Origin of the sequence: Streptomyces sp. NPDC086835, assembly GCF_044745705.1 — a bacterium.
Taxonomy (GTDB): domain Bacteria; phylum Actinomycetota; class Actinomycetes; order Streptomycetales; family Streptomycetaceae; genus Streptomyces.
The window spans coordinates 762,527-775,159 of the sequence record NZ_JBIVAU010000003.1 but is presented as its reverse complement, the minus strand read 5'-3'; the positions used below and the strand labels follow the sequence as shown (position 1 = coordinate 775,159).

Below are 12,633 nucleotides of genomic sequence, written 5' to 3'. Positions count from 1 at the left end.
CGTCCGGCAGGACGGGCGCAGCTTTTCGGGGGCGCGTGCGCGGGTGTCAGTGGCGCAGCGTCGACAGGGCGCGGCCGAGGCAGAGCAGGGCTGCGGTGCAGGCAAGGGTCCGGGCGGCGTTGGAGGGCGCCCAGGTCTTCTTGAACGTGTCGCGCAGGGCGGCGAGTTCGCCCGCGGCCTCGGGCAGGCCGGCGGCGGCGAGGCGCTTGTTGAGGGGGACGTTGATCCGCATGGTGAGGACCACGGCGGCCGTGTAGAGGGCGAGCGCGGCCCAGGTCCAGCGGGCGGCGGTGCGCTGCCCGATGCGGGTCAGGCGGGCGCCGGCGATGCCGGTGGCGAGGAAGGCGCCGAAGAAGACGAGTCCGAACAGTCCGTTCTCGATGGCCTCGTTGATGTTCTGCATGGCGGCGACGTAGGTGTGGTCGTCGCCGCGGTCGAGGCCGGGCAGGACGGAGACGTCGAAGGAGAAGTACAGGCCGGCGCTCAGGCCCATGGCGATGGTGGCGGCGTGGAGCGCGGGCTGGGCGGCCGTGGACATCGGGGGCTTCCTTCCGGCGGGCGGGGCGCAATCGGTCCCGGGCGGGGCGGGGGCGGTCCGGGGCGCGGTGGTCCCGGGCGGGGTGCTGGGGGTCAGCGGGGGTCGAGGACGGCGCCGAGGCCGCGTTCGTAGCGGCGGCGCAGGACGGTGCGGCCGAGCAGCCGCACGGGCGGTGGCATGGTGGCGGCGACGAGGTCGACGGAGCGCCGGTCGGCGCCGTCGAACATCCACGGCGGCAGGTAGGTCAGGACGCCGGGCGGTGCGGTGCGCACCAGGCGCTGTTCGAGCGCGAGGTACTCGCGGGCGGGCAGTTGCGCGAAGAGGGGGAAGACGGTCTTCTCCTCGTCGGCGAGGTGGTCGTGAAGGACCTGGCTGAAGTGTGCCGCGGCGCCGCCGAGGGCGGCCGGGCCGGCCGTGGGGGTGAGGGCGGCGGTGACCTGGTCCATCGCCCGGTCGAGTTCGGTGTGGTCGCCTGCGAGTTGTTCGGCCTGGGGGCGGAACTGCGGGAGCTTGCGCAGCAGTTCGGGCCACAGGAAGGTGTCCTCGCTGCGGTGGTGCCAGTCGATGACGTCGCGCAGGCGCTGCCACCAGGTGCCGGCGGGTGCCAGGCCGCGGGCGGTGAGGCGGGGTGCGGCGGCGCTCAGGCGGTGGGCGTCGCGGCGCATGGCGATGTGCATCAGGGCGAAGCCGTGGAAGTGGCCGGGCAGGGTGTCGAGGCGTTCGCTCGACATGGGGGTGCTCATGGCCGCCTCCTCGGGGGTGGCTGTGGGGTCGGGCTGGTCCGGTGCCGCGGCCGCGGGTGCGTCCGTCGGTCCGCGGTCGCGGCACCGGGGGCGGGGGCTCCGGGTCAGACGTTCCAGACGCCGGAGGCGGCAGCTTCCCTGGCGTAGTCGGCGAAGTCCTTCGGCTTGCGGCCGAGGGCCTCCTCGACGCCGTGCACCAGGTGGGCGTTGCGGCCGTCGAGGACGTTCTCGAACAGCTCGGCGAAGTCGGCCGGCAGGCCGTGCTCGACGAGGGCGGCCCGGTACTCGTCCTTGGTGATGGGGATGTACTGGATCTGGCGGCCGGTGGCCTTGGTGAGCTCGTCGGCGACGTCGCGGAAGCTCAGCAGGCGCGGGCCGGACAGCTCGTAGGTCTTGCCGATGTGCTTGGGGTCGGTGAGGGCGGCTACGACGACGTCGGCGATGTCGTCGGCGTCGACGAACGCCTCGACGGCGTCGCCGGTCGGCAGGGCGATCTCGCCGGCCAGGACGGGCTCGAGGAAGAAGCTCTCGTCGAAGTTCTGGTTGAAGAAGCTGGAGCGCACGATCGTCCAGTCGGCGCCGGACTCCTTGAGCTTGTTCTCGCCGATCACGGCGCCCTCCTCGCCGCGGCCGGAGAGCAGCACCAGGCGGGTGGCGCCCTTGGAGACGGCGAGCTTGGAGAAGGCGGCGATGTGCTCGTCGGCGCCGGGGAAGGCGAGGTCAGGGTAGTAGGTGACGTAGACGGCGCCGACGCCCTCGAGCGCGGCCTCCCACGTGGAGGAGTCCTCCCACACGAAGCGCGGCTCGCCGGAGCGTGACCCGACGCGCACCGGAAGGCCTCGTGCGGTGAGCCGCTCCGCGACCCTGCGGCCGGTCTTGCCGGTGCCGCCGATCACGAGCGTCGTCTTGGTTCCGGTCGTCTGCGTGTTCTGTGTGTTCGTCATGGTGATGAGTCAACTCCAGTGCGGTGAGACGAGCCATAGCCCAAACGCTCAACCCCATAAGCGTGCGTCTCAGGAGGAGCGGGGCGCGGTGTGACGCCCGGGCCAGACTAGGCAGCATCGGGCGGGTGCGGCCATGGCTCCGGGTCCGTTCTCGAGGCGTCCGCGAGCCCGGCTCCAGGCGGCGCCGGGGGCTGTCCGTCCGGGTGCCCGGTCGCATCGGAGAGGGCCCGGGGCATCGCCCGGGTCCTCTCCGATGTGCGGCGGTGTCAGTAGCGGTAGTGGTCCGGCTTGTACGGGCCGTCGACGTCGACGCCGATGTAGGCGGCCTGCTCCGGGCGCAGGGTGGTCAGCTTGACGCCGAGGGCGTCGAGGTGGAGCCGGGCGACCTTCTCGTCGAGGTGCTTGGGCAGCACGTAGACGTCGGTCGGGTACTCCTGCGGCTTGGTGAACAGCTCGATCTGGGCCAGGGTCTGGTCCGCGAACGAGTTGGACATCACGAAGGAGGGGTGGCCGGTCGCGTTGCCCAGGTTCAGCAGCCGGCCCTCGGACAGCACGATCAGGACCTTGCCGTCGGGGAAGGTCCAGGTGTGGACCTGCGGCTTCACCTCGTCCTTGACGATGCCCGGAAGCTGCGCCAGGCCGGCCATGTCGATCTCGTTGTCGAAGTGGCCGATGTTGCCCACGATGGCCTGGTGCTTCATCCGGGCCATGTCCGAGGCCATGATGATGTCCTTGTTACCGGTCGTGGTGATGAAGATGTCGGCGCTCTCCACCACCTCGTCCAGCGTGGTGACCTGGTAGCCGTCCATCGCCGCCTGCAGCGCGCAGATCGGGTCGATCTCGGTGATGATCACCCGGGCGCCCTGGCCGCGCAGCGACTCCGCACAGCCCTTGCCCACATCGCCGTAACCGCACACGACCGCCGTCTTACCGCCGATCAGCACATCGGTGGCACGGTTGATGCCGTCGATCAACGAGTGCCGGCAGCCGTACTTGTTGTCGAACTTCGACTTGGTGACGGCATCGTTCACATTGATCGCCGGGAAGAGGAGGGTGCCCTCGCGGTGCATCTCGTAGAGACGGTGGACACCGGTGGTGGTCTCCTCCGTCACACCGCGGATCTCGGCGGCGAGTGCGGGCCAGTCGAGGGTGGAGCGGTGCAGGAGTTCGAGGATGACGCGGTACTCGTCGTTGTCCGCGGTGGACGGGTCGGGGACCGCGCCGGCCTTGGTGAACTCGACGCCCTTGTGGACCAGGAGGGTCGCGTCGCCGCCGTCGTCGAGGATCATGTTGGGTCCTGCGTGGCCGGGCCAGGTCAGGGCCTGCTCGGTGCACCACCAGTACTCCTCCAGCGTCTCGCCCTTCCAGGCGAAGACGGGGATGCCGGCGGCGGCGATCGCCGCGGCGGCGTGGTCCTGGGTGGAGAAGATGTTGCAGGACACCCAGCGGACCTCGGCGCCGAGCGCGACCAGTGTCTCGATGAGGACGGCGGTCTGCACGGTCATGTGCAGGGAGCCGGTGATCCGCGCGCCGGCGAGCGGCTGGGCGTCGGCGTACTCCTTGCGGATCGACATCAGGCCGGGCATCTCGTGCTCGGCGAGCGTGATCTCCTTGCGGCCGAATTCGGCCAGGGACAGGTCCGCGACCTTGAAATCCGTGAAATCAGCGGGCGGCTGCGAGGGCATGTGCACTCCTTGAGTTCTGGATGTTCTGGTGGATCTCGAGCGTCGCGGTGGAGCGGTTGAGGGTGATGTAGTGCAGTCCCGGGGCGCCTTCCGACAGCAGCCGGTCGGCCATGGCGGTGGCGTACTCGACGCCGATGCGGTGGCCCTCTGCCGGGTTGTCGCGGGCCGCGTCCAGGCGGCCGGCGAGGTGGGCGGGGAAGGTGGCGCCGGACAGTTGGGCGAAGCGGGCGATCTGCTTCACGTCGGTGGCGGGCATGATCTCCGGGATGATCGGGGTGTCGCAGCCGGCGGCGGCGACCTTGTCACGCAGCCGCAGGTAGTCCTCGGCGTGGAAGAACATCTGGGTGATCGCGTAGTCGGCGCCCGCCCGGCACTTGGCGACGAAGTGGCGGATGTCGTCGTCCCAGTCGGCCGAGCGGGGGTGGCGTTCGGGGAAGGCGGCGACGCCGACGCTGAAGTCGCCCGACCGGCGGACGAGGGAGACGAGTTCGTGGGCGTGGGTGAAGCCGTCGGGGTGGGCGGTCCAGGGCGCGTTCGGGTCGCCGGGCGGGTCGCCGCGCAGGGCGAGCACGTCGTGCACGCCCGCGTCCGCGTACTGGCCGATGATGTGGCGCAGTTCGGCGACCGAGTGGCCCACGGCGGTCAGATGGGCGACGGGCCGCAGGGTGGTTTCCGCTGCGATGCGTTTGGTGACGGCGACGGTGCGGTCCCTGGAGGAGCCGCCGGCGCCGTAGGTGACGGACACGAACGTCGGTGCCAGCGGCTCGATCCGGCGGATCGCGTTCCACAGGGTGCGTTCGCCCTGGGCGGTCTTCGGCGGGAAGAACTCGAAGGAGAACGAGGGCCCTGGTGCGGCGAGGATCTCGCGCAGGGTGCTCATGCGCGGCCTCCGGCGTTGAAGTAGCTCGCCTCGGGGTGGTGGACGACGATCGCGTCGGTGGACTGCTCGGGGTGGAGCTGGAACTCCTCGGACAGCTGGACGCCGATGCGTTCCGGTTGGAGGAGGGCGGCGATCTTGGCGCGGTCCTCCAGGTCGGGGCAGGCGGGGTAGCCGAGCGAGTAGCGGCAGCCCTGGTACTCGGTGCGGAGCATGCCGTCGAGGCCGGTGGGGTCGGCGGCGGCGACGGACAGTTCGGCGCGCACCCGGGCGTGCCAGTATTCGGCCAGCGCCTCGGCCAACTGGACGGAGAGGCCGTGCAGTTCGAGGTAGTCGCGGTAGGAGTTGGCCTTGAAGAGTTTGGCGGTCTCCTCGCCGATACGGGAGCCGACGGTGACGACCTGGAGGGCGACGACGTCGGTTTCGCCGGACTCCTCGGGGCGGAAGAAGTCGGCCAGGCACAGGTGCCGGCCGCGGCTCTGGCGGGGGAAGGTGAAGCGGGTGCGTTCGGAGCCGTCGTCGCCGAGGATGATCAGGTCGTCGCCCTTGGAGACGCAGGGGAAGTAGCCGTGGACGACGGCCGCTTCGAGGAGGTTGTCGGTCTGCAGCCGGTCCAGCAGGCCGCGCAGCCGCGGCCGGCCCTCCGAGGCGACGAGTTCCTCGTAGGTGGGGCCGGTGCCGCGGGCGGCCTTGAGGCCCCACTGGCCCTTGAACAGGGCGCTCTCGTCGAGCCAGGAGGCGTAGTCGCCCAGCGGGATGCCCTTGACGACGCGGCTGCCCCAGAAGGGCGGGGTGGGGACCGGGTTGTCGGTGGCGACGTCGGAGCGGGTGGGACGCTCCGGGGGGCGTTCGTCGATGACCGTGGTGGTGGCCTTGACGCGGCGCTGCTTGAGTTCGGGCAGGACCGCGCCGGGGACGCCGCGCTTGATGCCGATGAGGGCGTCCATCAGGCGCAGGCCCTCGAACGCGTCGCGGGCGTAGCGGACTTCGCCGTCGTAGATCTCGTGGAGGTCCTGTTCGACGTAGGCGCGGGTGAGGGCGGCGCCGCCGAGGATGACGGGGTAGTCGGCGGCCATGCCCCGCTGGTTGAGCTCCTGGAGGTTCTCCTTCATGATCACCGTTGACTTGACCAGCAGGCCGGACATGCCGATCACGTCGGCCTTGTGTTCCTTGGCCGCGTCGAGGATCGCGGAGACGGGCTGCTTGATGCCCAGGTTGACCACGTTGTAGCCGTTGTTGGACAGGATGATGTCCACGAGGTTCTTGCCGATGTCGTGGACGTCGCCGCGGACGGTGGCCAGCACGATCGTGCCCTTGCCCTCGGCGTCCGTCTTCTCCATGTGCGGCTCGAGATGAGCGACGGCGATCTTCATGACCTCGGCGGACTGGAGCACGAACGGCAGCTGCATCTGCCCCGACCCGAACAGCTCGCCGACGACCTTCATACCCGCCAGGAGAGTGTTGTTGACGATGGCGAGGGCAGGCGTGTCCTTCAGGGCCTCGTCGAGGTCGGCCTCAAGGCCGTTCTTCTCGCCGTCGATGATGCGGCGCTGCAGGCGCTCCTCCAGCGGCAGGGCGGCCAGTTCCTCGGCCTTGCCGGCCTTCAGGGACTTGGTGGAGACGCCCTCGAAGAGCTCCATGAGCTTCTGCAGGGGGTCGTAGCCCTCGGCGCGGCGGTCGTGGATGAGGTCGCGGGCGACCGTGACCTGCTCCTCGTCGAACCGGGCGATGGGCAGGATCTTGGAGGCGTGGACGATCGCCGAGTCCAGGCCGGCATTGACGCACTCGTCGAGGAAGACGGAGTTGAGCAGCACGCGAGCGGCCGGGTTGAGGCCGAAGGAGATGTTCGACAGGCCCAGCGTGGTCTGGACGTGGGGGTGGCGGCGCTTGAGTTCGCGGATCGCTTCGATGGTGTTGAGGCCGTCCTTGCGGGACTCCTCCTGGCCGGTGCAGATGGTGAAGGTCAGAGTGTCGATGAGGATGTCCGACTCGTGGATGCCCCAGTTGCCGGTCAGGTCGTCGATGAGCCGCTCGGCGACGGCGACCTTGTGCTCCACCGAGCGGGCCTGGCCCTCCTCGTCGATCGTCAGGGCGATCAGCGCGGCGCCGTGCTCCTTGGCGAGCGCGGTGACCTTCGCGAAGCGCGACTCCGGGCCGTCGCCGTCCTCGTAGTTGACCGAGTTGATGACCGCGCGGCCACCGAGCTTTTCCAAACCGGCCTGAAGGACGGGGAGTTCGGTGGAGTCCAGCACGATCGGCAGGGTGGAGGCGGTCGCGAAGCGTCCGGCCAGCTCGGCCATGTCCGCGACGCCGTCGCGGCCGACGTAGTCGACGCACAGGTCGAGCATGTGGGCGCCCTCGCGGATCTGGTCGCGGGCCATCTCCACGCAGTCGTCCCAGCGGCCCTCGAGCATGGCCTCGCGGAACTTCTTCGACCCGTTCGCGTTCGTCCGCTCACCGATCGCCATGTACGCGGTGTCCTGACGGAACGGCACCGCCTGGTAGAGGGAGGCGGCGCCCGGATCGGGGCGCGGTTCGCGGGCCGGGGGGGTCAGATCACGGACGCGTTCGACGATGCGGCGCAGGTGCTCCGGGGTGGTGCCGCAGCAGCCGCCGACCAGGGACAGTCCGTAGTCGGTGACGAACTGCTCCTGGGCGTCGGCGAGTTCGGCGGGGGTCAGGGGGTAGTGGGCGCCGTCCTTGCCGAGGACGGGCAGTCCGGCGTTGGGCATGCAGGACAGCGGGACGCGGGAGTGGCGGGCCAGGTGGCGCAGGTGCTCGCTCATCTCGGCCGGGCCGGTGGCGCAGTTGAGGCCGATCATGTCGATGCCGAGCGGTTCGAGCGCGGTGAGCGCGGCGCCGATCTCGGAGCCGAGCAGCATGGTGCCGGTCGTCTCGACCGTCACCGAGCAGATCAGCGGCGGGCGGCTGCCGGTGGCGTCCATGGCGCGGCGGGCGCCGATGATCGCGGCCTTGGTCTGCAGCAGGTCCTGCGTCGTCTCCACCAGCAGGGCGTCCGCGCCGCCGGCGATGAGACCTTCGGCGTTCGCCTGGTAGGCGTCGCGCAGCAGGGTGTAGGGGGCGTGGCCGAGGGTGGGGAGCTTGGTGCCGGGGCCCATCGATCCCAGTACCCAGCGCTGCTGCCCGGTGGAGGCGGTGTACGCGTCGGCGACCTCGCGGGCGATCCGGGCGCCCGCCTCGGACAGTTCGTGGACCCGCTCGGGGATGTCGTACTCCCCCAGTGCCGCGTGGTTGGCGCCGAAGGTGTTGGTCTCCACGCAGTCGACGCCGACGTCGAAGTAGGCCTCGTGGACGGAGCGCACGATGTCGGGGCGGGTGACGTTGAGGACCTCGTTGCAGCCCTCGAGGTTCTGGAAGTCCTCGAGGGTGGGGTCCTGGGCCTGGAGCATGGTGCCCATGGCGCCGTCGGCGACCACCACCCGGGTGGCGAGCGCTTCGCGCAGGGCGTCGATACGGGTGCCGGTCACGGCTGCTCCCCCAGTCCGGATGCGAGCAGGAGCGCGGCGGCGGGGCCGTAGGCGCGTTCCGCGGTGGCCAGCAGGCGGGCCCGGTCGGCGTGGTAGGACTGCGAGCCGACCGCGCCGAGGGCCTCGGCCGCGAGGACGCAGCCCAGGCGGGCGGCGCCGGTGAGGTCCAGGCCGCGGGCGGTGCCGGCGAGGAACCCGGCCCGGAAGGCGTCGCCGACGCCGGTGGGGTCGGTGGCGGGCGCGTCGGGGACGGCGGGGACGGTCAGGGGTTCGTGGCCGGCGCGGTCGATGCGGACGCCGGCGCCGCCGAGGGTGGTGATCCAGGCGCCGACCTTGGCGAGGACGTCGGCGTGTTCCCAGCCGGTGCGTTCCAGCAGCAGGGCGGCCTCGTACTCGTTGGTGAACAGCCAGCGGGCGCCGTCGACGAGGTCGCGTACCTCGCTGCCTTCCAGGCGGGCGAGCTGCTGGGAGGGGTCGGCGGCGAACGGCAGGCCCAGTTCGCGGCACTCCGCCGTGTGGCGCAGCATCGCCGCCGGGTCGTTGGGGCAGATCAGGACGAGGTCGGGGCGGGCGCCGGTGGTGGTCAGGTGCCACAGGTCGATGTCGCGGGCCTCTTGCATGGCGCCCGCGTAGAAGGAGGCGATCTGGTTGGCGTCCTGGTCGGTGATGCACATGAACCGGGCGGTCTGCCGCTCGGTGGAGACCAGGACGGGGCCGGTGTCGACGCCGTGTTCCTTGAGCCAGACCTCGTACTCGGCGAAGTCGCTGCCCACGGCGCCGACGAGCAGGGGGGTGAGGCCGAGGCTGCCGAGGCCGAAGGCGACGTTGGCCGCCACTCCGCCCCGGCGCACCTCGAGTGCGTCGACCAGGAAGGAGAGCGAGACATGAGCGAGCTGGTCGGGGATCAGCTGATCCGCGAACCGGCCGGGGAAGACCATCAGATGGTCGGTGGCGATGGAACCGGTGACAGCGATGCGCACGTCAGGTCTCCTCACAGGTCCGGCCGGCTCAGAGACCGGCCGCGGCCTTGAGCCGGTGGGCGCGGTCGGTCCGCTCCCAGGTGAAGTCGGGCAGTTCGCGGCCGAAGTGGCCGTAGGCGGCGGTGGCGGCGTAGATGGGCCGCAGCAGGTCGAGGTCGCGGATGATGGCCGCGGGGCGCAGGTCGAAGACCTCGGTGATGGCCTTCTCGATGCGCTCCTGGGCGACGGTGCCGGTGCCGAAGGTCTCCACGAACAGGCCGACCGGTTCGGCCTTGCCGATGGCGTAGGCGACCTGGACCTCGCAGCGGGAGGCGAGTCCGGCGGCGACGACGTTCTTGGCGACCCAGCGCATGGCGTACGCGGCGGAGCGGTCGACCTTGGACGGGTCCTTGCCGGAGAAAGCGCCGCCGCCGTGGCGGGCCATGCCGCCGTACGTGTCGATGATGATCTTGCGGCCGGTCAGTCCGGCGTCGCCCATCGGGCCGCCGATCTCGAAGCGGCCGGTCGGGTTGACCAGCAGGCGGTAGTTGTCCGTCTCGAGCTTGATGCCGTCCTCGGCGAGTGCGGCGAGGACGTGCTCGACGACGTGTTCACGGATGTCGGGCGTCAGCAGGGAGCCGAGGTCGATGTCGGCGGCGTGCTGGGAGGAGACGACGACGGTGTCCAGGCGCACCGGGCGGCTGCCCTGGTACTCGATGGTGACCTGGGTCTTGCCGTCGGGGCGCAGGTAGGGGACGGTGCCGTCCTTGCGGACCTCGGTGAGCCGGCGCGAGAGGCGGTGGGCGAGCTCGATGGGCAGCGGCATCAGCGAGGGGGTCTCGTCGGTGGCGTAGCCGAACATCAGGCCCTGGTCGCCGGCGCCCTGCTGGTCGAGTTCGTCGTCCTCGCCCTCGACGCGGGTCTCGTAGGCGGTGTCGACGCCCTGGGCGATGTCCGGGGACTGCGCGCCGATGGAGACCGACACCCCGCAGGAGGCGCCGTCGAATCCCTTGGCGGAGGAGTCGTAGCCGATGGCCAGGATCGTGTCGCGGACCAGCTGGGCGATCGGCGCGTACGCCTTGGTGGTGACCTCGCCGGCGATGTGGACCTGGCCGGTGGTGATCAGGGTCTCCACCGCGACGCGTGAGGCGGGGTCCTCGCGCAGCAGGGCGTCGAGGACGGCGTCACTGATCTGGTCGGCGATCTTGTCGGGGTGGCCCTCGGTCACGGACTCCGAGGTGAACAGGCGACGGGACATGACTCTCCAGGAAGCAGCGGGCGGACGGGGCGTCAGGCGGTGGTGAGGGCGTGGCGGCTCTCGGGGCGGGCCAGGCCGAGGCGTTCGCGCAGGGTGGCGGCCGGGGTGCGGTCCGGGCGGCCGGGCCGGGCGGCGAGAGCGGCCAGGACCGGGGCGTCGGAGCCGGTGAGCGCCACGGTGAAGCCGTCCGCGGGGCTGTCGGCGGGCAGTTCGGGGGCCGGGCCGGGCAGCGGCAGGAGGACCTTGGCGTGCGGTGCCTGCTGCTTCACCGAGGCGGCGTCGGCCGCCTCGTCGAGCAGTACGAGGTCGGCGGCCGCGGCGAGGGCGGGGCCGATGACGGCGACGACGGGGTGGCCCTGCGGCGGGCGGGCGACGTTGAGGGGGCCGGCGACGTCGAAGTGCCGGCCCTGGTGGTCGAGGCGGTGGACGGCGGGCAGCCGCCAGTACAGGCCGTCGGCGCGGTCGTGGACGAAGGCGTCGTCGTCGAAGCTGTCCCACAGGCCGCGTACGACGTCGATCAGTTCGCCGGTGCGGCCCTCGGGGTCGGTGGCGTCCGTGGCCGCGAGCCAGCCGGTGCGGCCGTGGGCGAGGTGGTCGAGCGAAGCGGTGATCCGGGCCACGTGGTAGGGCGCCTGGTCGGCCGGCAGCGGGGCGGTGATCAGCCCGATGTGCTCGGTGACGGCGGCCAGCGCGGCGGTCAGCGTCGTCGTCTCGAACCGGCCCTGCGCACCGGCGGCGGCACGGTCGTCGATCAGGACGGCGTCGAATCCGGCGGCCTCCGCGGCCCGCACGGCGCTGGTGAGCGTGCCGAGCGAGGCGGCGGGGCCGCGGGTGTCGAGGGTGGCGACGAGGATGGGCGCGGTCATGCCGCTGCACCTGCCTTCCGGGGGGCGTCGATGCCGAGGTTGGCCCGCAGGGTGGTGCCCTCGTAGCCCGAGCGGTACAGGCCGCGGCGCTGCAGTTCGGGCACCACGTGGTCGACGAAGTCGTCGGCGGAACCGGGCAGATACGGGAAGTCGATGTTGAAGCCGTCGGCGCCGCGGCCGGTGAACCAGCTCTCCATGTGGTCGGCGAGCTGCTCCGGGGTGCCGACGACGATGTCGCCCATCAGCCGCAGGGCCAGCTCGCGGATGCTGAGGTTCTCGCGCCTGGCCAGGCCGACCAGCCGCTCGGTCGTCGACTGGGACTGGTTGGTGTACGGGATGTCGGGGACCGGCCCGTCAATCGGGTACGCGCTCAGGTCGACGTCGCCGAGGTGGTCCTGAAGGGTGCGCAGGGCGACATGGTCGTGGGTGAGGTCCTGCAGTTCCTGCAGGCGCTGCTTCGCCTCGGTCTCGGTGGCGGCGACGATCGGCGCGAGGGTCGGCCACACGAGGACGTGTCCGGGGTCGCGGCCGTGGCGGGCGACGCGTGCCTTGAGGTCGCCGTAGAAGTCCTGGGCGTCGGAGAGCCGGTTGTGCCGGGTGAAGATGACCTCGGCGTGGCGGGCGGCGAACTCGCGTCCCACGGGCGAGGAGCCGGCCTGGATGATGACGGGGCGGCCCTGCGGGGGGCGGGCGATCCCGAGCGGGCCGGGGGCCTCGAAGTGGGTGCCGCGGTGCTCGACGGGGCGGCCGTCGCTGTCCCACAGCTTCTTGACGACGTCGATGAACTCCTCGGCCCGCTCGTAGCGTTTGCCGTGCTCCAGGTGCTCGGGGAAGCCGAAGTTGGCGGACTCCCACGGTGCGGCGGAGGTGACGACGTTCCAGCCGGCCCGGCCGCCGCTGAGGTGGTCGAGGGAGGCGAAGCGGGCGGCGATGTGCGCCGGTTCGTTGTACGTGGTGGTGGCGGTGGCGCACAGGCCGATGTGCTCGGTGGCGGCCGCGTAGGCGGCGAGCAGGGTGAGCGGTTCGAAGTGCTCGGTGCGCGAGGTGCGGCACAGGGAGTCCAGGCGGGTGCCCCACACGGCGACGATGTCCGCGATGAACACGGCGTCGAACAGGCCGCGTTCGAGGGTGCGGGCGTTGTTGCGGTGGAACTCGAAGTCGAGCTGGGCGTCCGCCTTGGTCGCCGGGTGGCGCCAGGCGGCCACATGGCCGCCGGGGCCGTCGATGATGCCGGCGAGGGTGATGCGCCGGCGGGGTGCGGTCATGGTGGGTGTC

The 12,633-nt window shown here is 71.4% G+C and carries 10 protein-coding genes; all 10 read right to left on the bottom strand.

The genetic code is table 11. From position 1 onward, the window contains the following. Positions 1-46: 46 nt before the first annotated feature. Complete coding sequence (locus tag ACIPJI_RS14790; protein ID WP_307711070.1) at positions 47-538, bottom strand: DUF1772 domain-containing protein; 492 nt, start codon at positions 536-538, stop codon at positions 47-49. A 92-nt stretch (positions 539-630) separates the two neighbouring features. Next, on the bottom strand, positions 631-1,281 hold the full coding sequence (locus tag ACIPJI_RS14785) for a hemerythrin domain-containing protein (protein WP_307711069.1): 651 nt from the start codon (positions 1,279-1,281) through the stop codon (positions 631-633). Between the two features lie 104 nt (positions 1,282-1,385). Continuing rightward, positions 1,386-2,225, bottom strand: coding sequence for an NAD(P)H-binding protein (locus ACIPJI_RS14780; protein ID WP_208545331.1), 840 nt, complete (start codon positions 2,223-2,225; stop codon positions 1,386-1,388). Between the two features lie 266 nt (positions 2,226-2,491). Next, positions 2,492-3,910, bottom strand: a complete 1,419-nt coding sequence (ahcY, locus tag ACIPJI_RS14775) for an adenosylhomocysteinase (protein ID WP_356624059.1) — start codon at positions 3,908-3,910, stop codon at positions 2,492-2,494. Beyond that, complete coding sequence (gene metF / locus ACIPJI_RS14770) at positions 3,888-4,790, bottom strand: methylenetetrahydrofolate reductase [NAD(P)H] (protein ID WP_402246523.1); 903 nt, start codon at positions 4,788-4,790, stop codon at positions 3,888-3,890. Before metF ends, ahcY begins: the two co-directional genes overlap by 23 nt. Beyond that, on the bottom strand, positions 4,787-8,296 hold the full coding sequence (metH, locus tag ACIPJI_RS14765; protein WP_402246615.1) for a methionine synthase: 3,510 nt from the start codon (positions 8,294-8,296) through the stop codon (positions 4,787-4,789). The genes metF and metH overlap by 4 nt, the downstream gene beginning before the upstream one ends. Further along, a complete protein-coding gene (locus ACIPJI_RS14760; protein ID WP_307711060.1) occupies positions 8,272-9,255 on the bottom strand; it encodes a carbohydrate kinase family protein in 984 nt (327 codons plus the stop codon). The genes metH and ACIPJI_RS14760 overlap by 25 nt, the downstream gene beginning before the upstream one ends. Before the next feature lie 28 nt (positions 9,256-9,283). Beyond that, entirely contained in the window at positions 9,284-10,492 is a 1,209-nt protein-coding gene (gene metK, locus ACIPJI_RS14755) for a methionine adenosyltransferase (RefSeq protein ID WP_356624064.1), read from the bottom strand. 32 nt (positions 10,493-10,524) lie between these two features. Continuing rightward, entirely contained in the window at positions 10,525-11,358 is an 834-nt protein-coding gene (locus ACIPJI_RS14750; RefSeq protein WP_402246520.1) for an LLM class flavin-dependent oxidoreductase, read from the bottom strand. Further along, positions 11,355-12,623: an LLM class flavin-dependent oxidoreductase gene (locus ACIPJI_RS14745; RefSeq protein ID WP_356624067.1), complete on the bottom strand. Its 1,269-nt coding sequence runs from the start codon at positions 12,621-12,623 to the stop codon at positions 11,355-11,357. Before ACIPJI_RS14745 ends, ACIPJI_RS14750 begins: the two co-directional genes overlap by 4 nt. Between the last annotated feature and the right edge of the window lie 10 nt (positions 12,624-12,633).